The organism is Synechococcus sp. MIT S9220, assembly GCF_014304815.1.
Classification (GTDB): Bacteria; Cyanobacteriota; Cyanobacteriia; order PCC-6307; family Cyanobiaceae; genus Synechococcus_C.
In genome coordinates, this window is sequence record NZ_CP047958.1 from 1710538 (window position 1) to 1736847 (window position 26310).

The window sequence follows — 26310 nt, forward strand, 5'->3', positions numbered from 1 at the left end:
TCTGTTCAGCGCTGATCGGCGCCGTAGCTGAAATGCTCTGAGGCACGCTGTAACAGCTGGCCCAGCTCACGCTCGAGTGCGGCAAGGTCCAGGCGGAATTCCTGCCATCGCCCCCGGTCAATCTGTTCCAGCAACCAGGCCCTGTCCTGCTCAAGCTGCTGAATCAGCGCCGTTGCATCCTCCATTGCGTTCTGATCCTGGTCTTGCGCTCGGGTGCTGTCCATCAACTGCGGCCGCAGGCCCATCCATCCTGAACCCCGCACGGTCAGAATGGCGCCACTTCCAATGCCGCATGAACGATCTGCTCTCGCCAGGAAGCCTGGTCACCATCGCCGGAGGTGTGCTCACCGTGGTGGGTGCTGTGGCCTACGGGACCGGCGCCGCCAACTTGAGCCTTCCGACAATTTTTTACGGCATTCCGATCCTGCTTGGTGGACTGGCCTTGAAGTCATCGGAATTACCACCGGCCAAGCGCGTCACGCCAAAAGCGCAATTCAAAGGAGAACGTGAGGCTGCCACTCCAGAACTGGGAAAACTTCTCGGCGATGTCACGCGTTGGCGCTATGGCCAGAAAGCCCATCTGGAAAGCTCTCTGGAATCTCTCAAGCTCTGGGATGAAGACAACCCTCCTCAGCTGCTGGAGATTGAGGAGATCATTCAAAGCGGCCATTACGGACTGCGATTGCGTTTCGCCTGCGAGGCCGTTCCTCTTGAGATCTGGCAGGAGCGAAGAGACCGACTGAGCCGCTTTTTTGCCAAGGGCCTCGAGGCAACCATCAAACCTCTGAGTGGAGACCGACTGGATTTGCTGCTTCTGCCAGTGGGTGTGTCGACATCGGATCAGCAAGGTGAATCCGGAGAAGTAGCGAATGGATGATGCCCTCAGGGTCTCTGTTCTGAGTGAGGCTCTTCCGTATATCCAGCGATTCGCAGGCCGCAGGATCGTGGTCAAGTACGGCGGTGCAGCCATGGCCCATGCCGAACTGCAATCCGCCGTATTCAGAGACCTGGCGTTGCTCTGCAGTGTCGGAGTTCAGCCGGTTGTTGTGCACGGCGGTGGGCCAGAGATCAATCACTGGTTGAAGCGACTGGCCATCGCGCCGGAATTCAGAGACGGTTTGCGTGTGACCGACCCTGAAACGATGGACGTGGTGGAAATGGTCCTGGTCGGGCGAGTCAACAAACAGATCGTGAACGGACTCAACCGACTTGGCGCCAAAGCGGTCGGCCTGAGCGGCAGTGACGACAGTCTGGTTGAAGCCCGCGCCTGGGGAGATGGCAGCCACGGGATGGTCGGCGATGTGGCCAAGGTCAACCCCGACGTGCTCGAAGCCCTGCTGGAACGCGGTTATGTGCCCGTGATCTCCAGCGTGGCCGCCAATCCCGATGGAGTGGCCCACAACATCAACGCCGACACGGTGGCTGGCGAAGTTGCTGCCTCCCTGCAAGCCGAAAAGCTGATCTTGCTGACCGATACTCCAGGCATCCTGCGCAACCGAGAGGATCCAGGGTCTCTGATCCGTCAGCTGAAGCTTTCAGAAGCCAGGCAGTTGATTCACGAGGGCGTAGTGGCCGGGGGGATGACACCTAAGACCGAATGCTGCATCAGAGCTCTCGCCCAGGGAGTTTCCGCTGCCCACATCGTGGATGGGCGCGTTGCCCATGCCCTGCTGCTGGAAGTGTTCACCGATGCAGGCATCGGCACCATGGTGGTGGGACGCAGCTGAGGGATGAGCACAGGGCTTGCGGCAGCCGAACGGGCACTCGAACGGGGTGATTACGGCCTGTGCCTACGCCTGCTGGAACCGCTCGCCGCCGCCAACCCGATCACTGAACCCGAAGGAGCTGCCATCCGCATGGTGATGGTGACGGCCTGGATGGGACAGGGCGATGAACGCAAAGCGATCGCCACCTGTCGTCTGCTCACACGCTGCAAGGATCCTGATCTACGCAACCGGGCTCGTCAGTTGCTGAGTGTGCTCGAGGCTCCAAGCCTTGAGCGTCCTGCTCGCTGGTCGATGCAGTTACCGACGCTGGACATGGCTCCCCGCATGGGGAAAGGGAGCCCCAGCAGCAGCCGACGGCGCAAGCCCACTCCACCCCCTCCTCCACCAACCGGTCCCACCCAGGCCCCATCAGCAGGTTTTGCCGTGCTGGTTCTGACAGTGCTGCTCGGGCTGACCTTGTTGCTCAGCGGATGCGTGCGCGTCAAAGCAGAGATTGATCTGGCGGGTCCCGATCGCCTGGCGATGAGCTGGCGGATCAACAGCCTCAGTGGCCACAGTCTTCCCTGGCAGCAGAACTTCGCCAAGGCGCTGCGTACCGAAGGCCTGAACTGGACAGTGCAGAAAGACCGAACGGGCTCTCTCAACCTGATCAGCCCCACCCTGGGATCCGACCAGGCCGCCAGGCTGATGCGCAGCAGTGTGGAGCTGGCTGGACGCAGCGCGGGCGTGACCCTTCCCAAACCCGACCTGTCAATCGTGGAGAGAAACTGGTTGATCGGAGTGCAGCAGCAACTGAATCTGCGCCTGGACCTCTCACCCCTCGGCGAGTTCCCCGCAGGAGATCTGCAGGTCAGCATCACCCCTGTCCATGACCTCCAACAGGTCAACAGCAGTCCCATGACCGGTCGGTTGAAGGGGGATGTTCTGCTCTGGGTCCTCGACAGCGGCAGCGTCAATCAACTGCAGATCCGCCGCTGGCAGTGGAGCCCGCTCGGGCTTGGCACTGTGCTGATCGGACTGCTGCTGCTGCTGAGTTTTCTGCTGCAGTCCATGCGCGTGCGACTCGGCTTCGGCTATCCCGAGCTGCCGTCCTGATTCAAAGCTGCAGAGGATCCGGGTCAACGGCAAGGGAAACATCTTTGGGGAGCCCTTCCCAAAGACCGGTACCGGGGGGCAGGGGGATCTCACTGTCCTGGGGACCATGGAGAAGCAGCTGCCAGCGACTGCGGCCCGCCACCCGAGCCACAGGCGCAGGTGCAGGACCCAGCAGTTGCCAGCCTGCAGCGGCACAGCCTGCACGGATCCGTTCAGCCAGCAGGGTTCCCGCAGTCGCCGTATCGCTCGCGGACTCTCCCGAAAGGCGAATCAGGCAAGCCCGCGCGAAGGGAACCAATCCGGCTTCGCGGCGCAGGGTCGATTCCTCCTCCAGAAAACGTTCGTAACGACCATCCACCAGGTGTCGGATCACTGGGTGGTCAGGGCTGTAGGTCTGAACCAGCACCTCACCGGGCTTTTCCGCGCGCCCAGCCCGGCCAGCGAGTTGAAGCAGAAGTTGCAGGCACTGCTCTCCAGCCCTCAGATCGGGTCGATGCAAAAGACCATCGGCGGCAAGCACTGCTGCCAGAGTCACGCGTGGCAGGTCCATCCCCTTGGCCAGCATCTGCGTTCCGACCAGCACATCGGCCTCACCCTCCGCAAACTGGTCCAGCAGTCTGCGGTGGCCATCACGACCGCCTGTGGTGTCGCGATCGAACCGCAGCAGTCGCAGGTCACTGAGTTCCTCGCCAAGACGCTCCAACACCCGTTGTGTGCCTGCACCAAAGGGTTTGAACGCCAGGGAACCGCATGACGAGCATGCGGGTGTTATGGGTGCTCGATGGTCACACCAATGACAGCGCAGCCACTGCTGCGCGCCCCGACTGCCGTGAACCGTGAGAGGAACGTCGCAATGGGGACACATCACCACCTCTCCGCAGCTGCGACAGCTCAGAAAGGTGCTGTATCCACGCCTCGGCACCAGCACGACAGCCTGCTCCCCTTTCTCTGGGAGCTGTGCCAGCCGATCCATCAGGGCACGACTGATCAAGCGTTTATTGCCCTCTGCTAATTCATGCCGCATATCGATGATCCGGACAGGTGGCAGTGGCTGGCTGGAAATCCGCGAGCGCAGCCGTGCAAGAACCAAAGATCCGTGAGGCTGGAGACGACTCCAACTCTCGAGCGAAGGTGTCGCGCTGCCAAGCAGCAGACGGCCGCCCTGCAGCTTGACCCGCTCTGAAGCCATGACCCTGGCGTGATAGCAGGGCATGGGTGAGTCCTGCTTGTAGGAGTTGTCATGTTCTTCATCCAGCACCAAAAGGCCTAGCGGGCGCAGGGGAAGAAACACAGCGGAGCGCGTGCCCACCACCACCACGGGATCGCCGCTCTCGAGACAGCGACGCCAGGTGCGAACCCGCTCACGGGGGGTACAACCGCTGTGATATTCCAGAACCCTCTCTCCGAAACGATGACGGCAACGATCCACGAGCTGGGGAATCAGGCCGATCTCGGGAGTGAGCAGCAGAACGTGACGGCCAGCCACCAGCTCTGCTGCTGCCAGCTGCAAGTAGACCTCGGTCTTGCCGGAGCCGGTGATGCCCCAGAGCAGCAGACCTCCACCCTCAGGAAGTGATTGAAACCTGTCGACCACAGACTGTTGCTCATCGGTTAGCGAGCGCGGTGACTCCAGCTCAGCAGCCCTGGCTGCTGACTGGTCTGATGCACGAGGGCCGCTCTCCGATTTGCGTTGCCGGCGGATCAGGCCCTTGCTCTCCAGGCTCTTGACCGTGCCCGACTGAAACCCCTCCGCCAGCAGGTCACGCTGCCAGGCGCCACCGCCTCGGCGTTCGAGCTCTGTAAGCAGTGCGCTCTGCCTGGTGGCCTTCGGAAGAGCAGAGGGATCAGCAGCCTCAAGCCGCTCAATCCACCAGAGCTGGCGCAAGGCAGGGGCAGAACCGGGCCGTTGGCCCAGCCATCCCGGAGGCAATGCCGCCTTGAGCATGCGAAAGGGACTGGTATGACAAAGGACCGCCATCGCATCGAGCCATGACCGCCAGGATGGGTCGACTGCAGCGCGCTGCACCAGCTCTTCAACGGGGTTGAGCTGTAGACCATCGCTGTCAGCAGAATTCGCCTCTGCTGTGATCAATCGGCAGCCCGTGACCAACCCCTGCAGTCGACGACCTCGCAGCCGGACCGCCACAAGATCACCCAATCCCACGCCGAGACTCAGGCTGTCGCAATAGCTAAAAGTACGCCCGTCACGACCGGCCTCCAGCCAGACATCGACTTCCGAGAATGACTGCGCGGCAGGAGGACTGGAGGATTGGTTAACAGGGGTTGCCGACATCACATGTTTTTCTTAAGATACAGATGTTGGACAGCTCAACAGCTGTTGTCGGAACAGAGCAGAGTTCCGTCCAGTGGGAAGACACGAAGCTCGAGCCAGGGTTCATCCCGTCGGCCGACCGGTCTGCGAACGCCCCTGACAGCCCTGCCCCAGCCCAAAGCCCACCAATTGATTCTCGATCACTTCTTAGTCGTCTACCCCTCTGTTTGGGGCAGATCTGTAAGCCGTGATGCGCCTCCAGGCCGAGCTTGGTTGCGTTTTAGTTGACTGCGTTAGTTCCGTACACCCTCACCATCCCAATCCCCATGAGTCCTGCTGCGAGCAAGTCAGCTCAGCCCACCGCTGCAGCGCCCAAGACGGCCTCTTCCAAAGCGGCGGCGTCCAAGGCGGCTCCATCCATCGTGATGCTGGCGGATTCCAAAGGTCTGGCGAAGGGTGTGAGCAAGAAGACCAAGTCGGAGTCCAAGACTTCAACTGCAAAGTCGTCTGCAACGAAGGCCGCCGCGAAATCGAAACCGGCCACCAAGAGCAGCGCAGCCAAGAGCGGGACAGCAGCCAAAAGCACAACAGCTGCCAAGACGACCAAGACAACGAAAAGCGCAAAAACCTCTGCTGCGGCAACTAGTGCCAAGAGCAAGGCCGCTGTCAAGCCCGCTGATCTTGATGCTGCCGCTGATCAGTTGCTGGCCAAGACCTCCGGCAACCCTTCTGCAAGCAAGGAGGAGAAAGCCAAAGCAGACGCCAAGGCAAAGGTTTTGGCGAGCATCAAAGTTGGCCCCAAAGGGGTCTACACCGAAGATTCCATCAGGGTTTACCTGCAGGAGATCGGCAGGATCCGCCTGTTGCGCCCAGACGAAGAAATCGAACTGGCCAGAAAAATCGCCGATCTTCTCTACCTCGAGGAGCTGGCGGCTCAGTTCGAAAGCGACAACGGCCGCGAACCTGACAACAAGGAGTGGGCGGCATTGGTGGAGATGCCGTTGATTCGTTTCCGCCGCCGACTGATGCTCGGCCGTCGGGCCAAGGAAAAAATGGTTCAGTCGAACCTGCGTCTTGTGGTGTCAATCGCCAAGAAATACATGAATCGGGGCCTGAGCTTCCAGGACCTCATCCAGGAAGGCAGTCTGGGCCTGATTCGTGCCGCGGAGAAATTTGACCACGAGAAGGGCTACAAATTCTCCACTTACGCCACTTGGTGGATTCGCCAGGCCATCACACGGGCCATCGCTGATCAGAGTCGAACGATTCGCCTCCCGGTTCACCTCTACGAGACCATTTCCCGCATCAAGAAGACCACCAAAGTCCTCAGCCAGGAGTTTGGCCGCAAACCGACGGAAGAAGAGATCGCAGAATCAATGGAAATGACCATTGAAAAGCTGCGCTTCATCGCCAAGAGCGCCCAGCTTCCGATCTCCCTTGAGACTCCCATTGGCAAAGAAGAGGATTCCCGCCTTGGCGACTTCATCGAAGCCGACATCGAGAATCCGGAGCAGGACGTCGCCAAAAACCTCTTACGTGAGGATCTGGAAGGCGTGCTGGCCACCCTCAGTCCGAGAGAGCGCGACGTTCTACGCCTGCGTTATGGCCTTGATGATGGACGCATGAAAACCCTTGAGGAGATCGGCCAGATCTTTGATGTCACCCGTGAGCGGATCCGCCAGATCGAAGCCAAGGCATTGCGCAAGCTGAGGCATCCCAACCGGAACGGGGTCCTGAAGGAATACATCAAGTGATTGCATCACAGCAGCTCTCAGATCAATAAAAAAGGAGGCCATTGGCCTCCTTTTTTATTGGAATCTTCCTCAGGCCTCAACCATTCAGTGCGACTCAATGCTGTCGGTAAATTCCTGAAATGCCTTCTTCAAGCGCTCAACGGGCGTTTCCGATGGAGGACATTCCTGGTTCGTGGAACGGGTATAGGCCTGAAGAATGCGTGCTTCAGGTTCTAGCAGTGCTGCGACTGCAGCCTTAAGCATCACAACATTGCGCTGAGGCGTTAAGCCAGCCAGATAGGAGTGCAGGGACCACGGTCCTGAGTCATCCTGCTTTTCCAGCCGCAGGGGCCGGATCAACTGATAAGCCCGATCGCCATCGGAATCAGTGGTCTGCCTGAGGCGTGCCACCAGCATCACCCCGCTCGTTAGCAAGACCAGTCGAATCGATCCCTCACTCAACAAAGGCAAGAAAGGTACCGATTCATCCGCCTGAGCCAAAGAGGAGCCGGCGGATGACTGGCTCAGCTTCACCCCGTTGACCACAGGACCAGGCATTGCGACCCTCGAAAACGCCTAGATCGTAAAGCTGCTCGCCTTGGAGAGTGGGCGATGCCGCTGAGCTGGAAGGCCTGGAAGCGACCGCGGGCCTGCATTCTGTGAAATCTTGAACGGAACTGGGCCTTCGACTCCGTAGGCTGAATGGCTGTTTCAACGTGCCCATGGCTCTCGAGCAACTGCGCATCGCCTCCCGCCGCAGCCAGCTGGCCATGGTGCAGACCAACTGGGTGAAAGCCGAACTAGAGAAAGCACACCCAGGCCTGGCGATCTCGGTGGAGGCCATGGCCACTCAGGGCGACAAAATCCTGGATGTGGCCCTGGCGAAAATCGGCGACAAGGGCCTGTTCACCAAGGAACTGGAGGCCCAGATGCTGGTGGGTCGAGCGGAGATCGCCGTGCATTCGCTCAAGGATCTACCCACCAACCTGCCCGATGGTCTGATGCTCGGTTGCATCACAGAGCGGGAAGATCCCGCGGATGCCCTGGTTGTGAACAGCAAGAACGCTGATTACACCCTGGAAACACTGCCGGAGGGATCCGTCGTCGGCACCAGCTCATTGCGCAGATTGGCTCAGCTGCGGTACCACTTCCCCCATCTTCAGTTCAAGGACGTTCGCGGCAACGTCATTACCCGACTCGAGAAACTGGATGCTGGTGGCTACGACTGCCTGATCCTCGCGGCGGCAGGCCTGAGTCGACTCGGATTCGGAGATCGGATCCACCAAATCATTCCTGGCCACATCTCACTCCATGCCGTGGGACAGGGAGCACTGGGCATTGAATGTGTCACAGACAACAAAGATGTTCTCAACATCATTCAAGTGCTTGAGCATGGCCCCACCAGCGGACGATGCCTGGCGGAGCGGGCTTTCCTCCGGGAACTTGAAGGCGGCTGCCAGGTGCCGATCGGAGTGAACAGCCGCATTGATGGCCATGAACTGGTGCTCACCGGGATGGTGGCCAGCTTGGATGGCAAGCGAATGATCCGTGATGAACGCCGTGGCCCCCTCGGCAATCCTGAGGATGTGGGCCTGAAGCTCGCAGCAGACCTGAAATCTCAAGGTGCAGGCGAGATCCTGAAGGAAATCTTTGCCTCGGTTCGCCCCGAAGCCTGACAAAAATCAGCGGGTGATCATCACTGGCGTGCCCACGTCCACCAGCTCGTAAAGCTTCTGGACGTGGGCATTGAGCATGCGGACGCAGCCATTAGACACCGCCGCGCGGATTTTCACCCAATGAGGCCAGGGGGTTCCATGAATTCCGAATTGGTTGGGTCCCTGCTGTAGGAAGCCGATCCAGCGATGCCCAAGTGGGCTCGCAGGCCCTGTCACAGGATGAACCCGGCCGGATTTCGTGCTTTCGTACTGAGGATTGACAAGCTTGGTCTCGACCCGGAACACACCCGTCGGAGTTGGAGTCTTGGGATCACCAATCGCCACAGGCCAGCGCCCGATGGACTCACCAGCGCGGATCACACTGATGCGTCGCTGCTTGAGATCGAGGTGAATGCTGGTCTCAGCATTCACGGAATGCACTGTCGCTGAAGCAAACAACGGTGTCTGCAGCTGAGGCGAAGCAACCGCTGGACCCGATGCAGCCAGAGCCAAGGAAACGGCCCCAAAAGCCGCCAGGGAAGAACAGCCAACGCACTTGAGACGCATTACTAGACAGCCAAGACTCACTGGTCTCAACGTATCCACTGGTCGGAGGAAAAACCGCACACCAGTGGAGGACTTTCTGAAGAAACCTCTTCAATCCATCACTGACTGCAGCAAAGCCTGCGGCGTCCCGCCTCTTCAGGGCAGCACCGAAAAGGCAAACCAGAGCAGACAAACAGCAAAGGCAAGATTGATGAGATGGCGTCCTGCTCTCAGATGCTGAGGATTGCGCTCACGGTCAAAAAGATGCAACACCGCGGCCTGCAGCATGTAGATGCCGAACACCAGGATGAGCGAACCAAGAGTCATGGTTCCCCAGTCCAGACACGAGGCGACCAAAGCGACCACACCCCAGGCGAGATTGGCGAATCCCACCTCGATCTGGAAATCATTGCGCTTGCCGAGATCCCAGCCCATCCGCACCGCATCGCTGCGATGAAACACGGCATGACGGACGAATGACAACAGCCCCACACCACCAACTGACCAGAGCGCTACCCACTGAACGGCAGCAGCAATCTGGCCTGAAGACAGGGCATTAAATCCAAAGAAGAGACCGATGCCACCCACAATCCAGGTGACTTGCATCAGCACCTTGGCAATCCGGGGATGGGTGGGCAGCATCATGTTGAACTCGCAGAACGCGTAGATCAATCCACGAGCTTGGGATCGATCTCAGCCAGATAACGAGCCTCACAGGTCTTGATGATCTCAATGGCTTTGTCGGTACCGAAGAATCCGTTCACGGTGCAGGTTCCTGGCTTCTTCAGATCCTTGTAATGCTCCCAGTAATAGGTGGTTTCCTTTTTCCAGTGATCACCAAGATCCTCAAAGCTCTTGATGTGATCCATGCGCTTGTCATCAGCCAGCACAGCGATGACTTTGTCATCAACCTCACCACCATCATCAAAGGTCATGATGCCGATGATTCGAGCTTCAACGATCGAACCTGGCACCAGAGGCTCAGTGACATTGACGATCTCAATATCAAGTGGATCTCCGTCCTCATCCCAGGTCCGAGGAATGCAGCCGTAAGCGAAGGGATAGGCCAGAGAGGAATAACCAACCCGATCCAACTTCAGATGACCGGTCTCGGTGATCAGCTCGTACTTGTTGATCGTGTTCGAGTTGAGCTCCACGATCGTGTTCAGACGCAACTCGGATTCGTCAGCAAAGGCCGGCAGCACATGCAGCAGGTTCGGCATGCTGCGGCTCGGAGCCTGGTCGAGATTGGCCATGGAAGACGGCGTTCGGAGCGGTGATATTACGAGCACGTCTCAACGCAGGCTGATTCAGCACAAAGCTCGGGCCAGAGGGTTAAGCCCGGATGGTGAACAACCGCTCCAGCTTCGCTTCCAGGTAGTTCAAGAAGGGATCACTTGAGAGAGATCGGCCGGAGACCTGCTCGACGAGCTGTTCAGCATTGAGGGCTCGCCCGATGGGATGGACGTTGTCTCGAAGCCAACCGAGCATGACACTGAGATCACCACGGCGAACATGCTCTTCGGGAGACCCAATCGCCGACGTCATTGCCTCGCTCAACTGCGCGCTCACCAGGTGCCCAAGCAGATAGGAGGGGAAATAACCAAACAGACCTTCGCTCCAGTGCACATCCTGGAGGCAGCCCTGCGCATCATCTGCAGGGGTGACCCCCAGCAATTCGCGATAACGACGGTTCCATTCGCTCGGGAGATCCTCCACCGGCAGACCCTCTTCCAGCAGAGCCAGCTCAAGATCGGTTCGCACAAGGATGTGAAGTCCGTAGCTGAGTTCATCCGCTTCCACCCGGTTGCAACCGGGTGCCACCGGATTCATCGCCTTCCACAGATCCGACGACGATCCCAGAGGTGCACCCGCAGCGGCAAAGCGTTCCCACCAGAGTTCTGCAAAGGGTTGACTGCGGGCTACCCGGTTTTCCCAGAACAGCGACTGACTTTCATGCACGGCCATCGACGTGGCCTGACCGAGAGGCCAGGCGAACCACTGATGCGCAGAGGTCGGCAGTCCCTGCTCGTACAACGAATGGCCCCACTCATGGGCTGTGGCCAGAAAACAGGACAAAGGCTGACCAGCCACCACACGCGTGGTGATGCGGAAGTCACGAGGACCCAATGTGATTGAAAAGGGGTGTGGCGACGCCGCGACGCATGTGATCCCTTTGTCCCTGCCCCAGTCGCTGAGGAGCTGATCACAGAGTTGCTGCTGAGTCGATGCGGGCAAGTCCCAGCTGAGAGACGACGGTCTTGGACTGCCCTTGAGTTGCTCCAACAACTCAGGCAAACGTCTACGCAGCGGCGCGAACAGATCCCGAAGCCGCTGAAGCGTGAGGTCAGGCTCAAACGGCTGCGCGAGGGTTTCCCAGCAACTTCGCGGTTCTGCCAGCTGACGGGCCTGTTCCTGCCGCAGCTCCACCATCAGACGAAGAGCTGGTGCAAACAGACCAAAGTCAGAAGTCCTGCGGGCCTGTTGCCAAAGGTCGTAACCCTGGGATTTTGCAGTGGCCAGAGCACTGACAAGATCAGGATCCAGTGCCTGCTGCCGCTGGAGATCCTGCTCAAGCAGATCCAGGTTGCGGGCCTGGCCAGTGACAATCTCAGGGGGATCTCCACTGTTGGAGCGGGTTCGCCACTCATCACGGGCTTCCGCGATCAGCTCCGCATAGTGCTCAGAGCTCTGGCGTGCATGGAGCTGGCGAGCCAGCAGAGCCAGTTGCTCACCCCGCCAAGCTGCACCACCGCTTGGCATTCGGGTGTTTTGATCCCAGTAGAGCGTCCTGGTTATGGAATCCATAACCTGGGTTTCGTGAAGGTGCGAGCCAAGACGATCCCAAGCCGTTGTCCCGGCAGCCATTGGCTTCATCGATCTAAAAAGACCTTAACCAGCTTCCAGATCGGAGCACAGAGACCAGAACGGAAATGCCTGATCGATCTGGCTTCAAGCCATCAACCGTCAGGACAACTCCTGATCTTCACTTGCACTGGAATCAGGTTCCCCACCTTCAGCTCGCAGAGCCCTCTCGAGGGCATTGACCTGGGCTGTTCGTTCAGGGGATTCAACAATGACGTTGACTTTTCGGACAGCGACGAGCTTGCGCCATAGCAGAGCGATCAGCCAGGAGGCCGTAGCGAAAACTGCTGCGAAATACAGGAGTCGCATGATCTCCCAAGATCCGGCGGGAACGCTGTTCTAATTGAAACGGCGGTTCAAGGGCGGAGTCGAGATCGACAGTCCGCTTATGGCAGCTCTCCATCGTCTTCAGGAGAGCTGCTCTCCTGATCCCTTTGTTCCTCGAGCGTTAGCCGTTTCAACTGGCGCTGGGCATCCTGGCGCCTGAACAGCTCGTGAAATCGATTGATCAGATAGTCGACGTCTGTCATGAACCAAGCCCTGCTTCGCAAGCTGACCGCACACTCAACACATTGTCCCGCGGATCTGGCGATTGGTTCAGTCCTTGCGGCAATAGCCACCGCCCATGGGGTTCCAACCAGACGGACAGTTCTCATCCATCGCCGGGCGCAGGGTGTAGCTCATCAATCCAAGAGCGCTGCACTTGCCGTTTGACATATCGATGTAACCCATCGGGCACTCAGCAGTGAGTTTCTTGACCACGCGTTGCGCCCTTGCCGGAAGCGGTGAAACGCTGACCATGGGAACAAGAATCAGCAGAGGCCAGGCCAGTCTGTTGAACATCGAATGACCAGAACCGCTGCTCACGCTCCAGGCTAGAGCTGAAGTTCAACGATGATGTCCAATGGCAGCACTGCTCAGCCTTCAGGAACGCGAAGACCTTCGCGCCAATCTGACGCAGTGGCAGGTGGGGGATGAGCGCCTCAAGCGCCAGTGGCAGTTCAGCGATTTCAGTGAGGCATTCGCCTTCATGACCAGAGTTGCCCTGCTGGCGGAATCGATGCAGCACCATCCCAACTGGAGCAACGTCTACAACCGGGTGACGATCGAACTGACCACGCACGACCTGGGAGGGCTCAGCAATCTGGATGCCGAGCTGGCGCGATCCATCGACGCCTTGCTGTAAGCCGCTGCCAGAATGATTTTTAGGCAGGTACTTTTCCTATGACATCCAGCGTGAAACGAGCCGCTGTGCCGGTAACGATTCTCACTGGCTTTCTTGGAGCAGGGAAAACGACGCTTTTGAACCACATCCTGAGCAATCAGGAGGGTCTGAAAACAGCTGTTCTCGTGAATGAATTCGGGGAGATCGGCATCGACAACGAGTTGGTGGTGAGCACCAACGAAGACATGGTCGAACTGAGCAACGGTTGCATCTGCTGCTCCATTAACGGCGAGCTACTCGAGGCCGTTGACCGCATCCTCAACAGACCCAAACCGGTCGAGTACCTGGTGGTGGAAACCACAGGCCTGGCTGATCCGCTGCCCGTTGCCATGACGTTCCTAGGCAGCGAGCTGCGTGATTTGACGAGGCTCGACTCGATCATCACCTTGATTGATGCTGAGAACTTCGGAGCAGAGGCCATTGCCAGTGAAGTCGGCCGATCACAAGTGATCTATGGCGACATCCTGATGCTCAACAAGACCGATCTTGTCGATGAAGGGCGCGTGAAGGATGTCGAACAACAGCTGCGCGACGTCAAAAAGGATGCACGCATCCTGCACTCAGTACAGGGGGATGTACCGCTGCCCCTTCTCCTGAGCGTGGGTCTGTTCGAATCCGACCGAGTGGTGAACGAAAGCCATGACCATGAGCATGACCACGGTCACAGCCACCATGACCATGACCACGGCCACAGTCACCACGACCATGGGCACAGCCATGACCACGACCACGACCATGACCATGGGCACAGTCACCACGACCATGGGCACAGCCATGACCACGGATCCGCGGATCATCTGGCCATCGAAGGCTTCACGTCACTGTCCTTCTCAAGCAGTGATCCCTTTGATCTAAGAGCCTTTCAGAATTTTCTCGACAACCAGCTGCCTGAAAGCGTTTTTAGAGCCAAAGGAATCCTCTGGTTCAAGGAAAGCGAACGACGTCACGTATTCCATCTAGCAGGCAAACGCTTCTCAATCGACGACAGCGACTGGACCGGAACCCGCAAGAACCAACTGGTGCTGATCGGCCGTGGACTCGACCATGACGCCCTGAGACATCAGCTTCAAGAATGCGTTGTCGTGCCTGTTGATCAGTAAGTGCAGGCGAAGTTGCCCCGTATTCAGCAAACACGATTAGGGTGGCATGCAATGAGGAGAGGGCATGGTTGAAGTTCTCGCGGCAGGTGGTCTGTTAATGGCTCTGGCGCTTGCCTTCTGGCTGCTGCTCGATTCCGATGACGACAACGGTGGTGGTGGCTTGATGGAACCCGCCCTTGTTCCGATCCCAGTACGTCGCAGTGATCGCTGAACAGCACGTTTGAATTTGATTCACTGCTCAAACCCTCGCTTTGCTGAGGGTTTTTTTATGCATGCAGCCAAGTTATTGAATACCCTTCTCAAAAATGCAGCTGCGCCTGTTTTGCCAGCCTTCCTTCCTCGACGCATCAGATTCGGTCTGGATGGAAATCCCCACCCTGGCTGGATTCAAGCAACAGACCCGAAAGCGTGCTCAGCCCCTGAACACCCGTCGTTGCCAGTAATTAAAACGTGAACAGCGACAGATCTTCCACGGCAGACCCTCTGGATCAAGGAGTTCTCGCCAGGACACGCCGCATGGTGTCAGGCCGCTTTTTGCTGGTCGCGGGAGCCGTTGCGATTGCGTTCCTTGCCCTGCTGCCGGTCATCGGTTTGCTGGGCGAAGGCCTGCGAGGCTTCAGCACGGGAAACGCCAGTCTGGGCCCAGACGGACTGCTTCAAATCCGTGGAACGGTCGTGCTCCTGCTCGGCACGAGCCTTGTGGGAGGGGTGATCGGTACCGCCAACGGCTGGCTGCTGGCGAACTGTCGTTTCCCAGGTCGCCGCTGGCTGCGGATCGCCCAGCTGCTACCGCTGGCCAATCCGTCGTATCTACTGGCGGCGACTCTGGTGGATATCGGCAGTCTGGAGGGAATCACCATCAACGGGATGGGATGGGGAATCGCGGTGATGGCGCTCACCACCTACCCCTATGTGTTCTTGCTCAGCACCGAAAGCTTCACCATCTGTGGACGCCGGCAGCTGGAAGCCTGCCGCTCACTAGGAGTGGGGCCATGGAACAGTTTCCGCCGGATTGCACTACCCATGGCCCTACCAGCAATCGGAGCCGGCATTGCCCTGATGGGCATGGAGGTCGTGAATGAGCTTGGGGCCGTGGAACTGCTTGGCATTCCCAGCCTGTCGGCCGGAATCGTTCAGGCCTGGAGGATGGAAGGCAATCCCACGGGAGCTGTGGGACTCGCCCTGATCACCCTCTGCATCGTGCTGATCCTTCTGTTCGGAGAACGTCGCCTGCGCAGCCGCAGCCGACGCTGGTCCGAAGGGGTCGCAGGAGGAGAATCTCCGGCATGGATGCTGAGCGGCGGACGGGCCTTCTCAGCCCAGGTGCTTGGAGCGATCCCGCCGCTGATCACAATTGGCATTCCGTTGGTGTGGGGCGGAATGAACTGGCAGCAGTTGGCCACCGGCCTGACACCCGAATTGCTGCTGCTCACCCTGCGCACTCTGGGACTCGCGCTGGCAGCGACCCTGCTGGCGGGCGTAGCAGCCCTGTTGCTGGCCATTGCCAAACGCTGGAGTCGTGCCAGATGGCTCAGAGGTGTGACGTTTCTGGCGGGCATGGGATATGCGATTCCGGGCGCTGTTCTGGCGCTCGCCCTGCTGGTGATTGGCGGACCCTGGCAACTGTCTCCAATCCTGCTTCTCCTCTGGGGATACAGCGACCGCTTCCTCGCAGTGAATAAGGGTGGAATTGATGCAGCTCTGGAGAGGCTTTCTCCCAGCCTTGACGAAGCGGCAACAGGGCTGGGCTTGCGTTGGCCGGCCGTGCTCAGACGGGTTCACCTGCCACTTCTACGAGGCCCAATCCTTGTTGGCAGCCTGCTGGTGTTCGTGGACACCGTGAAGGAGCTTCCGCTCACATTCGCGCTACGACCTTTCGATTTCGACACGCTCGCTGTGAGGGTTTATCAGTACGCAGGCGATGAACGACTGGCTGCTGCTCTCTGGCCGGCACTGATGATCCTGGTTCTGGGTCTGATTGCTTCATCAGCCCTGGTTCCCCGATTGGATCGGGATACGGAGTAATTGCCGAGCTCAGAAGGCGAATCGCTCGGGAGCACAGTCCGGTCCATGCCGCGGTGCCAGAACGGACAGCCAGCTGCTCTGCAAAGGGTGAAAACCATCGTCACTCACCAGCACCAGCGAAATTCGACCGTCTTTCATCACCGGCCCCCAGGTCATGCCCTCCCAGTTGGCTGATGGCAGAGCAGCTGATGGCAGACCGTCGGCCAACAGATCCCAGCTTTGCATCGCTTGAATCGGCGGAGCTGACGGTGACTTGCTTCCCGGCAGACGCAGAACCTGAAGATGGGCAGACCAACCAGCTGGCAAAGCAAAACTGCGCAACAGGCCAAGAACTGCTGCATCACCATCAAGGGCCAGTAGTTCGGTCAAACCGAGCTTCCGACTGGTCGATGCACCTGCAGGTCCAATCTCGAATCTGCCAAGGGGCTCGAGCCGCTGATCCGGACCGGGGCGGAGACGAGCGATCCGCACCCAGTCCTTGTCCTGCTGTGCCCTGTCCTGAATCAGTGGAGCTTCGGCTGCCATCACCAGATCACCGGATGCCATCTGCGTGAGCGCTTCAGGTCCTCGATTGGAGGCAAGTCCCTGCCCCTCCCTCTCTTGCCAATCAGCAAGGAGCGGGACCTCGCGCTGCAGGCGTCCGTTCAAGAGGTTGTAACGCTGCAGTCCTGCCCTTCTCTGAGGGCTTCGACGCCCCTCACTGACAATCCAGACCTGATGGCCATTAAGCACCAGGCCCTCACCGTCAAAGTCAGCCGGCAGAGGTGCCCCCTTTCGATCCCTCAACAGCAGACGTCGACCACCCTTCAGCGATGCCTGCTCACCCTGCAACAGACGGCTCAGGCCAGTGAAAGAAACCAAATAGCCAGTGGTTGCGTCGCTCAGTAACCAGAGGCGGTCATGCTTTCGCTGATAGGCCACAGCGGAGAAGCCACCCACACGCGCTCCATCCAATCCTCGGTCTGGGAGTTCAACGTTGTGAATCAATTCCCAGCCAGCCGCCAGAGGGCAGGGAAGTGCCTGTGCTGGCGATGGTAAAGCCGGCAAGACTGTGACCATCATGGTTTTAGGTGCCAGGGTCGACTGGAACATCATCACCACCACAGCCACAGCCGGCAGGCATTCCGCTTAACGGTTGTGCTCAATGCCTGCCTGAGCGGTTTGCAGATCGCCGTGGGGATTGGCTTCGGATCGATCGCATTGATCGGCGATGCCCTGCACAACGTCGGTGACGTGATGGGCCTCCTGTTGGGCTGGGGCGCGGAAAGCCTGAGCCAGAAACCTGCAAAGGGGCGATTCAGTTATGGATTCGGACGCTCGACCCAGCTGGCAGCCGTCGCCAACGCCGTGTTGATCCTGATGGCCTCCGCGGTGGTCTGCGTGGAATCCGTCCAACGGTTCCGTCAACCAGAGCTAGTGGTGGCCTGGCCGGTCGCCATTGCCGCAGGCGCTGGTCTGTTCGTGAACCTGGTCTCTGCCCGTCTATTCGGTTCCGATCATCATGGGGATCTGAACCGTCGCGCAGCAGCTCTTCACCTCCTTGGCGATGCAGCCGTCTCCGCTGCGGTGCTGCTGAGCGCGTTGGTCGCCGGAATCACCGGCTGGAGATGGATTGATCCACTCACAGGTCTTGGAGTCGGGCTGAGCGTGGGATGGCTCGGAATCATGTTGCTGCGCGATGGTCTGGCCGAATTGATGGATGAGGTTCCCCATCGGATCGATCCGGCAGCCGTTCTGGCCGATCTGCAAGCCATGCCTGGCGTGCAGGGTGTCCACCACCTGCACATTTGGTCCATCGGCGGAACGCGCATTGCCCTCACTGTTCACCTCCAAAGGGCTGCTGACCTGAGCCACCAGGATCCGCAGCTGCTGAGCAAAGTCAGGCAAGCGATGCGCCAGAAGGGCATCGAGCACTGCACTGTTCAGCTGGAAGAGCCCGGCGAAGACTGCGGGGAAGCGCTCAGCTGATCCCAACGATCGGCAATCAGCCGGTCCAGCTTCACACCTGCCGCGGCGAGCAGATCCGCAAGAGTGACCACAAGGCGATAACTGAGTGCCACTGCAAGCAGTGCTGCCTCCGGCACGGACGAACCCAGGCGCAGAAGCAACACTGCCTCAAACACACCCAAACCCCCTGGAGCAGCAGGGACTACAAGTCCTGTGGCCCACGCCAGGGCAAAGGCTGCCATCCAGTGGCCAATCGGCAGCACCGAGGTCAGCCCGAACACCTGAATGCAGCACCAGAAACCAGAGAAGCGTGAGGCGATGAACACCAGCTCGGCCATCAGCGGTGCCCAGGGATAAACATCACGCCCACTGCCCAGCTGTTCCAGAGGAGGCAAGGAGCCCAGATCAGGATCAGAGCGGTTGAGTTGCCTTAAACGGCTGCGTTCAAGCCTGCAGAGCAAAGGTTCTCTCCAGCGTGGCAACAGCAGCAAAGCGGGGAGCGGTGTCAGCAAGGCCAGGCCGTTCTGCCAGCCACCGAAGGGGACCCAGAGCAGGGCAGCCACCGCCATCAACATGGGCTCAAGCAAAACGGACACAAGTGCCGGCCCCGTACCAATGGAAGGCCCCAAGGTCCGCACACGCTGAAGGAAATGCCACACTCCGCCGGGCAAGTATTTGAGCAAATTGCTGCTCAAGTACAGAGAAACAAGCGGTGTTGAACCTGAGCCATGGCCCAGCCATCGCACCAGAACCTGCCAAGCACCCGCATTCGCAACCAAACTCAGCCAACTGAGGCCGAGAGCAAGCACAAGCCACCACCAGCCCTCAGACGTGATCGACAAAGAGCGCAGTCCTACGGCATGACCCGCCAGCGCCCAGCCCACAAATCCGAGCGTGATCAGGGTGATCCACAGCTTCAGGCCTCCGGGGGGCTTCACCGACAGCAGGGATCGGAAACGCTTCAGCATGTCCACTCCTGCTGGGCATTGAACTCAAGGGTGTCCTGGGAAAGCTGCTGCCAGAGATTTTCCGGAGAGAGACCGGCGCGCTGTGCAAGCTGCTGAAGGGCATCCCGCTCGGGCTTCAAGGACTGGGTTCCATCCGGCTTCAACACCTGCTTAGCCGCCAGCTCGCCCCATGGAGTGTGGAGGACTCCTCCACGACGCGGCAGCACCCAGCGCCCCTGACGCCGTTCGCGCAGTCCCAGCGTTGGACTATCCCTCCACCAGATCCGGCGCAGATCCGCTGCCTGATCAGGAAGCACCAGGGCCGTGACGGCAGTTCCTGGACGACCCTTCTTCATCTGCAACGGACAACAGGCCACGTCTAAGGCACCCGCATCACGCAGCTGCTGGATCAGCCATGCCAAGGCTTCAGCCGACACATCATCAATCCAAGCCTCCTGAATGATCAGGTCCTGCCAACGGGGCTGGCTGGTTTCAACAGGAGGCTGAGGGTGCTGGCGAATGAGGCGCAACAGGTTGGGACGGTCCAGCTGACGATGGCCAAGGCCAGTTCCCACCAGCTCTGGAGCCAACTGATCTGGCCATCCGAACCCATCAGCAAGCACTGCCATCAAAGCCAGACCGGTCGGAGTTGTGAGCTCAGCTTCCGGCCAGTCATCGCCCCAGCGCAGTTGCACACCATGACGTCGCGCCAGCTCGAGAACTGCTGGAGCAGGGACCGGCAACCGCCCGTGAGCTGTGGCAACTGAGCCCCGTCCCGCTGGAGGGGGGACGCACCAGATCGACAGCGGCTGGAGATGCTCCATGGCAGCGCAGACACCAACCACATCCACCAAGCTGTCAATGGCTCCAACTTCGTGGAAATGCACCTGGTCAGCGGGAATGCCGTGAACGGCTGCTTCAGCGTCAGCGAGAGCCGTAAACACTTTCAGCACCCGCGCCTGCAATGAAGGAGCAAGCACGGCATTGCCGATCCTTTGGCGCAACTCGCCCCAGTGTCGATGCGATGGATGGGGGTCTCGCCCTTCAACATCCACACGGAGTCCACGCAAACCGCCGTTTCGCGCCTCCTCAACACGGAGCACATAGGCGTTCTCAAAGCCAAGCTCCCGCAGAGGGGCATGAATCACCTCAGGGGGGACCCCCAGATCAAGACAGGCCGCCAGCAGCATGTCTCCGGCCAGACCAGTGGGACAGTCCACCACGTAGGCAGCGGCATTGCCAGGGGTCATGTCAGCTCCGGATCGAGGCCCTCCAGCAGCCTGTCCGCGATGACATCCAGATCCTCAAGACGCTTTTTCAAAAGCTGTTCCACCTCACGTCGAGCACGGCGCTGCTCGCGTTGCGCGGTGGCCACATCCTGACCTGACAATCCCCAGATCCTGCCGAGCAGTGCCCGATCATCAGCCCCGCCACGAGCGGATCCCTCCAGGAGGGTCTCAGCCACCATCCCTGCCTGAAGGACACGACTCCAGCGGCGCAGGTCTTCCAGGGGTAATCGAACCTGATCCGGAAGCTCGAATTCGGTGGCTCCATTGCTACGCAGCCCTGCTTCCAGACAGGGACGTGTGCCCACCAGAACGCGACGCACCTTCATCTCCTCCTCACGCGCAACCAGCCAGTGACCTGCCTCATGGCGCGCCACCCGTCGCAGACGCATCTTTCCACCAGGGAGAGCTTCAGCCAGAAGATGCCCGCCCATTCCCTCCAACTGCGAGGCATCGATGGTGAGTCCAAGCAAGCCGCCACCCACGAGCAGAGCGATCCAGGCAGGCGAGAGACCTACGAGCGGTCCGAACACCGCGAGCCCTGTGCAACCGGCCACCGCCAAACCGGCAGTGGTACTGGAGACCGGAGAGGCATTCATCAGCTGCTAGCCGTCCGACTGCGGTCTGCGGGGCGGCGGGAGGCACCACCACGCCCCTTGCCACCACGGGTGGGCATCGGTGCGATCACCTCGGCGGACTGAACTTGAAGCATCTGTCCCTGGCGACGCACGTCGAGGCTGACAAAATGGCGCAGGTGCGCAAGCTCAATCTCACCACTGAGTTGCAACTTGAACGGCAAGGGCCGAAAGCCATCAGCGCGGGGTTGCTGACGCACCTTGACCACAACCTCCGAAGCTTCCGGCTTCGTATAGATGAGCTCGCCCCTGATCGAGAAATAATCGTCACCTTCAGGCAACGCATCGATGGATGTGTCACCAGATTCCGTCTCCGCATCCGAAGCTGAAAGAGTGCTCGGCTCCCAGATTCCAGCGATCTGGAGATGCAACTGACCGGCCTCCCTGCACCGCGGGTACACCACCCAGAGGTGAGGCTTGCCCATATCGAGATGACGGCGCATCAACGTCAGCATGCGGCCCAGAACAACGGCATCAATCTCATGGCCGTCGCCATCAATCAAGTGGCCACGGGTTCTCTGATCTTCAGATTCGGGCCGGAATAGTCCGCGCACGACGCCGATTGCCCGGTACTGCAGCGGCTCGGTCACCGCGGGAATGGGATGGTCGCGCATCAGATTCAGGGGCATCCACTGGCCCGCGGCAACTCTAGCCAGCTTCGACAAAGAGCCTCAGACTGGTCGGGCGTTCCCACGACACGGTGCCGGGTTACAGCCGTCAAACAACGGAAACTCTGGCCAAGCTGGGCGCAGTCGCCTGCCTTTGTTTGATCGCAGGCTGGATGGTGACCCAGATCTGGCCCGAGACGCCCTCTGCAAACACTCTCCAGAGCCAGTCCTCCGACAGCGACGTCTCAGGGCTGGAGATTCTCAAAATCCAGGTTCAGGATCATCCGAGCGACTGGCGCTGGGCACTGTTGCTGGCTCGCACACACTACGAGAACGGAAATCGCGAAGCAGCGGTTCGCACCCTGAGACCTTTGCAGCGACTTCACCCCGATCGGCTTGAGGTGATGACCCTATGGGCTCTTCTCGCGCAGGAGACCGACCAGGTCACAGAGCCAATGAAGCAATTGAACAAACGTTTCGACTCCCTGCCAGCTGAACGGCGACTGAAACTGGGGTTGTTGTTGGCCGATCTCGAGCGCTTGTCCGGAGAATCAAAAGCTGCTGCCAATCGCTATCGCAATCTGATCAACGACAACCCCAAACGACCTGAACCATTACTGGCATTTGCCCTGTTGAAACGGGATCAAGGTCGAGGAGACGATGCCATCGCTCTGCTGCGCAAAGCCATGCCCTTGAGCAAAAATCTGGCCTCAACGGGTATGGATCTCGAGACACTTGAACTGCGCTGGGCGCTCGAAGCGGCTCGCAATCGACCGGCAAGCCCAGGCCCTAAGGCTGTGACAACTCCCTGAGTGCCTCATCAATGGCATCAACTGGATCGGTGGCATCGTTCATGGACGTTGCTTGACGCAGAGACCGCATCAACTCCATGGGATTCGTGACATCAAGCACCGATCCCTTCTGCTTGGATTCACCTGGAAGAGTATTGAAGATATCGCGGTCTTCGTTGCGCTCGAGCACAGTCGGCTGAGACATCGTGGTCTGAGACTGAGCAGCAGGGCCAACCGAAAGCAAGCCGCTGCAGATAGCGAACGCCAGACCAGAGGTCACACGGAGCGATTGCATGAGATCAAATGCTCGGTTCCGGGTGATGCTAAGGGTCTCCAATCAGGTGCCTCAGGGTCTCAGTGCAGATCGCAAGCTGGAATGTCAATTCGATTCGCACGCGACTGGATCACGTCCTCCGCTGGTTGGATCAGAGCGGGGTTGATCTGCTGGCCCTTCAGGAGACCAAGGTTGATGATCCGCTCTTTCCGCTCGAGCCCTTCCGCTCAAGGGGTTACGAGGTCAGCTTCCATGGTCAGAAGTCGTACAACGGCGTGGCCCTGATCAGCCGGCAGCCTCTGGAAGATGTGCGCTTGGGGTTCATGGGAGAACTGGAGGCTGATCCTGAAGCGGAAGAACTGAGCCAGCAGAAGAGGGTAATCAGTGCTCTGGTGGATGGGATCCGGGTGGTCAACCTCTACGTGCCAAACGGCTCCAGCCTCCAATCCGAGAAATACGACTACAAACTGAAGTGGCTCTCATGCCTTGAGAGATATCTGCGGGCAGTTCAGACCAGGGATGAGCCCCTCTGCATGGTGGGTGATTTCAACATCGGACCGGAAGCCAAAGACCTGCATGACCCTGATCGTCTCAGCGGCGGAATCATGGCTTCAGACGCCGAACGCAACGCCCTTGCTCAAGCGCTTGGAGATGATCTCAAAGACGCCTTCCGGCTGTTCGAATCGGGCAGCGGTCACTGGAGCTGGTGGGACTACCGCAGCGGTGCATGGAACCGCAACAGCGGCTGGAGAATTGATCACATCTATCTCAGCTCCGACCTGCAGGAGCTTGCCCTGAGCTGCCAGATCGACAAACAGGAGCGCGACCGCGAGCAACCCAGCGACCATGCACCCGTGGTCGTTGACCTCTCCTGGGAGCTGGAGGAGGAGTGCGAGGACGATCCGGACAGCTTCGGCATGGATTAAGCCACAGGCTGTTTCCAAGCAATCTGATCGCAAAAAGGCGCTTCCCAGGCGCTGTTGCTTCGTTCTGAAGCAAGGGAGGGCAAGTTCATGCTCGATCCGTCACAGTCTTAAACAAGCCGTTCTTGCGCAGGTGATGCAACGCCGCATGAGGCTGAAAATCGGCTCAAATCCAGGTCAGACGCTGTTCATAGACGGGTTGATCAGGAGCTTGATCACGATGCCGAGGCTGGTATCACAAGTTCCGGAATCCGCTCTTCGTACACAGATCAGCCGTTTTGGCACGTTCTTGGGTCAGGATGTGGCACGGTTTGCATCGGCCCTTTGGCATCCGCCCCCGTGACAGCACCAAGCTTGAACACCAGTCGCTCCCAGGAGCTCTTCAGTGCCGCCCAGGCTCTGATGCCTGGTGGCGTGAGCTCCCCAGTGCGTGCATTCAAATCTGTGGGTGGCCAGCCGATCGTCTTCGATCGGGTCAAGGGCGCTTACGCCTGGGACGTTGATGACAACAAATACATCGACTACATCGGCAGTTGGGGACCCGCGATCTGCGGTCATGCCCATCCAGAAGTAATCAGTGCGCTGCAGGAAACGATTGAGAAGGGCACCAGCTTCGGAGCTCCCTGCGCACTTGAAAACACATTGGCGGAGATGGTGATCGACGCCGTCCCCAGTGTGGAGATGGTTCGCTTCGTGAACAGCGGCACCGAAGCCTGCATGGCTGTGCTCCGTCTCATGCGCGCCTTCACAGGTCGCGACAAGGTCATCAAGTTCGAAGGTTGCTACCACGGCCACGCGGACATGTTCTTGGTGAAGGCCGGTTCCGGTGTGGCCACCCTCGGCCTGCCTGACTCACCTGGCGTCCCCCGCAGCACCACCGCCAATACCCTGACCGCGCCTTACAACGATCTGGAGGCCGTCAAGCAGTTATTCGCTGAAAACCCTGATGCCATTTCAGGTGTCATCCTTGAACCCATCGTTGGCAATGCAGGGTTTATCCAGCCTGAGCCTGGTTTCCTCGAGGGTTTACGCGAACTCACCAAGGAAAACGGCGCTCTGCTCGTCTTTGACGAAGTCATGACAGGCTTCCGCATCAGTTACGGCGGAGCCCAGGCCCATTTCGGCGTGACCCCTGACCTCACCACCATGGGCAAGGTGATCGGTGGAGGTCTTCCCGTAGGGGCCTACGGCGGTCGACGCGAAATCATGGAGATGGTGGCTCCTGCAGGCCCCATGTACCAGGCCGGCACCCTGAGCGGAAATCCCCTTGCCATGACGGCGGGCATCAAGACACTTGAGCTTCTGAAACAGCCCGGTAGCTACGAAAAGCTCACCGCCACCACTGAAAAACTGGTCGCTGGCATCAAGGAAGCAGCAACCTCTGCAGGCCTTCCGATCACGAGTGGAAGTGTGAGCGCCATGTTCGGCTTCTTCCTCTGCGAAGGACCTGTACGCAACTTTGAAGAAGCGAAGGCAACAGACGCTGAACGCTTTGGCAAACTGCATCGCGCCATGCTTGAGCGTGGTGTTTATCTAGCTCCGTCAGCCTTCGAAGCAGGGTTCACCTCCCTTGCCCATTCGGACGCAGACATCGAAGCCACGATTCAGGCGTTCCGCGACAGCTTCGCTGCGATCGCCTAAAGCCTGAATCTGGGTCACTGCCGATGCCACATTCCAGCATCGGCATGGGCAACCAGTTCCAAAAGGCGTTGATCGGGCTGACCCTCGTGGTTGCATCACTGCAGACCCAGGTGAAGCCTGTGGTGACACCGTGAGCTTGGATCCTGCCAATAACCTTTATCCAACATTTATCGCAGGTGGCTCGCGGAGCCAAGGCATCATTCCTGGCCGACCACTTGACGTTCTTGCTTTGGAACTGGGTCGAACCAGTTTCAGCCCAACCATCAACCCTTTGGCTGAGTCACGAGTGAGCGATTGAATTAAATGATTCCTTTGATGTTTCAGAAATCTTGCAAATTGAACCAGTCGTGCAATGGCTTATCAATCCAGGTGGTGAGGGCGAAGTTCCAGGAATCTGGGCCGGAGGCTTACAGATCAATTTGAGTCTCTAAAATTCAGCGATAATTCTCGAACTGAAGAGGCACATCCAGCTCATCCTCTTTTGACCGCAACAACTGAATCACCTGCTGGAGATCATCCTTACTCTTGCCTGTCACCCTGAGACTGTCTCCCTGAATCGCCACGGTGACTTTCTTAAGCTCGTCACGGACAATTTTGCTCATTTTCTTAGCAAGTTCCTGACTGAGTCCCTTCTTCAATTGAACGGTCTGCTGCACACGATTCCCACCCACTGTCTCCGCCGTCTGGAAATCAAAGATCTTCAAAGAGAGATTTCTCTTTGTCGCCTTGGCTCGCAGAATATCTTCAACAGCTTGAAGAGTCATGTCACTGGCCGTAGTGATCACAATCGCGGCGTCTTCAAGATCGATCTCTGTACCAGAATCCTTAAGGTCATAGCGCTGAGAAACGTCCCTACGAACTTGATCAAGCGTATTCACCAACTCCTGACGGTCAAAATCAGAGACCACATCAAATGAATACGAAGCCATTGAACAATCGTTAGTGGTTAAAGGTTAGCAACGCTCTTGAAGCCGCTCTTAACAGGAGATCTAACAACAGACGGATAGCCATAAAA

30 protein-coding genes are annotated in these 26310 nt (G+C 58.8%); 13 read left to right on the top strand and 17 right to left on the bottom strand.

The window, feature by feature from the left end; translation table 11 throughout:
* Positions 1-5 precede the first annotated feature (5 nt).
* Positions 6-224, bottom strand: a complete 219-nt coding sequence (locus tag SynMITS9220_RS09475) for a hypothetical protein (protein ID WP_370594330.1) — start codon at positions 222-224, stop codon at positions 6-8.
* Positions 225-292: 68 nt separating this feature from the next.
* Between SynMITS9220_RS09475 and SynMITS9220_RS09480 the strand changes: the two genes are divergently transcribed.
* The 3 genes from SynMITS9220_RS09480 to SynMITS9220_RS09490 are packed head-to-tail and all read left to right on the top strand — an operon-like array spanning position 293 to position 2822.
* On the top strand, positions 293-877 hold the full coding sequence (locus SynMITS9220_RS09480) for a DUF2854 domain-containing protein (protein ID WP_186988880.1): 585 nt from the start codon (positions 293-295) through the stop codon (positions 875-877).
* A complete protein-coding gene (gene argB, locus SynMITS9220_RS09485) occupies positions 870-1727 on the top strand; it encodes an acetylglutamate kinase (RefSeq protein WP_186988882.1) in 858 nt (285 codons plus the stop codon). Before SynMITS9220_RS09480 ends, argB begins: the two co-directional genes overlap by 8 nt.
* A gap of 3 nt (positions 1728-1730) precedes the next feature.
* A complete protein-coding gene (locus tag SynMITS9220_RS09490; protein ID WP_186988884.1) occupies positions 1731-2822 on the top strand; it encodes a DUF3153 domain-containing protein in 1092 nt (363 codons plus the stop codon).
* 1 nt (position 2823) lies between these two features.
* Here the strand turns inward: SynMITS9220_RS09490 and priA are convergent, their stop codons facing one another.
* The gene (priA, locus tag SynMITS9220_RS09495) at positions 2824-5115 is read right to left on the bottom strand and encodes a primosomal protein N' (RefSeq protein WP_186988885.1); all 2292 of its coding nucleotides are present in this window, start codon (positions 5113-5115) and stop codon (positions 2824-2826) included.
* A gap of 305 nt (positions 5116-5420) precedes the next feature.
* Between priA and rpoD the strand changes: the two genes are divergently transcribed.
* Positions 5421-6848, top strand: coding sequence for an RNA polymerase sigma factor RpoD (rpoD, locus tag SynMITS9220_RS09500; RefSeq protein ID WP_186988887.1), 1428 nt, complete (start codon positions 5421-5423; stop codon positions 6846-6848).
* A gap of 84 nt (positions 6849-6932) precedes the next feature.
* Here rpoD and SynMITS9220_RS09505 read toward each other — a convergent pair whose 3' ends face one another.
* The gene (locus SynMITS9220_RS09505) at positions 6933-7385 is read right to left on the bottom strand and encodes a DUF6561 domain-containing protein (RefSeq protein WP_186988890.1); all 453 of its coding nucleotides are present in this window, start codon (positions 7383-7385) and stop codon (positions 6933-6935) included.
* 164 nt (positions 7386-7549) lie between these two features.
* Here SynMITS9220_RS09505 and hemC point away from each other — a divergent pair, with 164 nt between their 5' ends.
* The gene (gene hemC, locus SynMITS9220_RS09510; RefSeq protein ID WP_115125070.1) at positions 7550-8503 is read left to right on the top strand and encodes a hydroxymethylbilane synthase; all 954 of its coding nucleotides are present in this window, start codon (positions 7550-7552) and stop codon (positions 8501-8503) included.
* Between the two features lie 6 nt (positions 8504-8509).
* Here the strand turns inward: hemC and SynMITS9220_RS09515 are convergent, their stop codons facing one another.
* The 7 genes from SynMITS9220_RS09515 to SynMITS9220_RS09545 all read right to left on the bottom strand — a co-directional run bounded on the left by SynMITS9220_RS09515 (position 8510) and on the right by SynMITS9220_RS09545 (position 12760).
* On the bottom strand, positions 8510-8995 hold the full coding sequence (locus tag SynMITS9220_RS09515; RefSeq protein ID WP_255483022.1) for a L,D-transpeptidase: 486 nt from the start codon (positions 8993-8995) through the stop codon (positions 8510-8512).
* Between the two features lie 189 nt (positions 8996-9184).
* Complete coding sequence (locus tag SynMITS9220_RS09520) at positions 9185-9673, bottom strand: DUF6790 family protein (protein ID WP_186988892.1); 489 nt, start codon at positions 9671-9673, stop codon at positions 9185-9187.
* A 23-nt stretch (positions 9674-9696) separates the two neighbouring features.
* Positions 9697-10284, bottom strand: coding sequence for an inorganic diphosphatase (locus tag SynMITS9220_RS09525; protein ID WP_067092871.1), 588 nt, complete (start codon positions 10282-10284; stop codon positions 9697-9699).
* Between the two features lie 79 nt (positions 10285-10363).
* Complete coding sequence (locus tag SynMITS9220_RS09530; protein ID WP_186992071.1) at positions 10364-11896, bottom strand: carboxypeptidase M32; 1533 nt, start codon at positions 11894-11896, stop codon at positions 10364-10366.
* A gap of 99 nt (positions 11897-11995) precedes the next feature.
* Positions 11996-12202, bottom strand: coding sequence for a hypothetical protein (locus tag SynMITS9220_RS09535; RefSeq protein ID WP_186988894.1), 207 nt, complete (start codon positions 12200-12202; stop codon positions 11996-11998).
* Between the two features lie 77 nt (positions 12203-12279).
* Positions 12280-12423 carry a hypothetical protein gene (locus tag SynMITS9220_RS09540; protein ID WP_170951739.1) on the bottom strand — a complete coding sequence of 48 codons (144 nt, stop codon included), beginning with the start codon at positions 12421-12423 and terminating at the stop codon, positions 12280-12282.
* Between the two features lie 67 nt (positions 12424-12490).
* A complete protein-coding gene (locus tag SynMITS9220_RS09545; protein WP_244276776.1) occupies positions 12491-12760 on the bottom strand; it encodes a hypothetical protein in 270 nt (89 codons plus the stop codon).
* 37 nt (positions 12761-12797) lie between these two features.
* Between SynMITS9220_RS09545 and SynMITS9220_RS09550 the strand changes: the two genes are divergently transcribed.
* The 4 genes from SynMITS9220_RS09550 to SynMITS9220_RS09565 all read left to right on the top strand — a co-directional run bounded on the left by SynMITS9220_RS09550 (position 12798) and on the right by SynMITS9220_RS09565 (position 16243).
* On the top strand, positions 12798-13079 hold the full coding sequence (locus tag SynMITS9220_RS09550) for a 4a-hydroxytetrahydrobiopterin dehydratase (protein ID WP_067092868.1): 282 nt from the start codon (positions 12798-12800) through the stop codon (positions 13077-13079).
* A gap of 38 nt (positions 13080-13117) precedes the next feature.
* Positions 13118-14218 carry a GTP-binding protein gene (locus SynMITS9220_RS09555; protein ID WP_186988896.1) on the top strand — a complete coding sequence of 367 codons (1101 nt, stop codon included), beginning with the start codon at positions 13118-13120 and terminating at the stop codon, positions 14216-14218.
* A 64-nt stretch (positions 14219-14282) separates the two neighbouring features.
* On the top strand, positions 14283-14429 hold the full coding sequence (locus SynMITS9220_RS09560) for a hypothetical protein (RefSeq protein ID WP_186988898.1): 147 nt from the start codon (positions 14283-14285) through the stop codon (positions 14427-14429).
* Positions 14430-14734: 305 nt separating this feature from the next.
* Entirely contained in the window at positions 14735-16243 is a 1509-nt protein-coding gene (locus SynMITS9220_RS09565; RefSeq protein WP_067093133.1) for an iron ABC transporter permease, read from the top strand.
* Between the two features lie 9 nt (positions 16244-16252).
* Here the strand turns inward: SynMITS9220_RS09565 and SynMITS9220_RS09570 are convergent, their stop codons facing one another.
* Positions 16253-17290, bottom strand: coding sequence for an esterase-like activity of phytase family protein (locus tag SynMITS9220_RS09570; RefSeq protein WP_255483027.1), 1038 nt, complete (start codon positions 17288-17290; stop codon positions 16253-16255).
* Between the two features lie 90 nt (positions 17291-17380).
* Here SynMITS9220_RS09570 and SynMITS9220_RS09575 point away from each other — a divergent pair, with 90 nt between their 5' ends.
* Entirely contained in the window at positions 17381-18211 is an 831-nt protein-coding gene (locus SynMITS9220_RS09575) for a cation diffusion facilitator family transporter (RefSeq protein WP_255483029.1), read from the top strand.
* Here the strand turns inward: SynMITS9220_RS09575 and SynMITS9220_RS09580 are convergent.
* From SynMITS9220_RS09580 to SynMITS9220_RS09595, 4 genes are read right to left on the bottom strand one after another with little or no spacing between them, the layout of a single operon-like run.
* Positions 18166-19158, bottom strand: coding sequence for a lysylphosphatidylglycerol synthase domain-containing protein (locus SynMITS9220_RS09580; protein ID WP_186988900.1), 993 nt, complete (start codon positions 19156-19158; stop codon positions 18166-18168). The two genes, SynMITS9220_RS09575 and SynMITS9220_RS09580, sit on opposite strands and share 46 nt — an antisense overlap.
* Positions 19152-20387 carry a nickel pincer cofactor biosynthesis protein LarC gene (gene larC / locus SynMITS9220_RS09585; protein ID WP_186988902.1) on the bottom strand — a complete coding sequence of 412 codons (1236 nt, stop codon included), beginning with the start codon at positions 20385-20387 and terminating at the stop codon, positions 19152-19154. Before larC ends, SynMITS9220_RS09580 begins: the two co-directional genes overlap by 7 nt.
* Entirely contained in the window at positions 20384-21022 is a 639-nt protein-coding gene (locus SynMITS9220_RS09590) for a hypothetical protein (protein WP_186988904.1), read from the bottom strand. The genes larC and SynMITS9220_RS09590 overlap by 4 nt, the downstream gene beginning before the upstream one ends.
* On the bottom strand, positions 21022-21672 hold the full coding sequence (locus SynMITS9220_RS09595) for a hypothetical protein (RefSeq protein WP_186992077.1): 651 nt from the start codon (positions 21670-21672) through the stop codon (positions 21022-21024). Before SynMITS9220_RS09595 ends, SynMITS9220_RS09590 begins: the two co-directional genes overlap by 1 nt.
* Before the next feature lie 86 nt (positions 21673-21758).
* Here SynMITS9220_RS09595 and SynMITS9220_RS09600 point away from each other — a divergent pair, with 86 nt between their 5' ends.
* On the top strand, positions 21759-22478 hold the full coding sequence (locus tag SynMITS9220_RS09600) for a lipopolysaccharide assembly protein LapB (protein WP_186988906.1): 720 nt from the start codon (positions 21759-21761) through the stop codon (positions 22476-22478).
* Here the strand turns inward: SynMITS9220_RS09600 and SynMITS9220_RS09605 are convergent.
* A complete protein-coding gene (locus SynMITS9220_RS09605; RefSeq protein ID WP_255483031.1) occupies positions 22456-22752 on the bottom strand; it encodes a hypothetical protein in 297 nt (98 codons plus the stop codon). The genes SynMITS9220_RS09600 and SynMITS9220_RS09605 overlap by 23 nt on opposite strands.
* A gap of 62 nt (positions 22753-22814) precedes the next feature.
* Between SynMITS9220_RS09605 and xth the strand changes: the two genes are divergently transcribed.
* Both xth and hemL read left to right on the top strand, forming a co-directional pair.
* Positions 22815-23657: an exodeoxyribonuclease III gene (gene xth / locus SynMITS9220_RS09610; protein ID WP_186988908.1), complete on the top strand. Its 843-nt coding sequence runs from the start codon at positions 22815-22817 to the stop codon at positions 23655-23657.
* A 336-nt stretch (positions 23658-23993) separates the two neighbouring features.
* Positions 23994-25295: a glutamate-1-semialdehyde 2,1-aminomutase gene (gene hemL / locus SynMITS9220_RS09615; protein ID WP_067093130.1), complete on the top strand. Its 1302-nt coding sequence runs from the start codon at positions 23994-23996 to the stop codon at positions 25293-25295.
* Positions 25296-25729: 434 nt separating this feature from the next.
* Here hemL and SynMITS9220_RS09620 read toward each other — a convergent pair whose 3' ends face one another.
* Positions 25730-26224, bottom strand: a complete 495-nt coding sequence (locus SynMITS9220_RS09620) for a YajQ family cyclic di-GMP-binding protein (protein WP_186988910.1) — start codon at positions 26222-26224, stop codon at positions 25730-25732.
* Positions 26225-26310 lie beyond the last annotated feature (86 nt).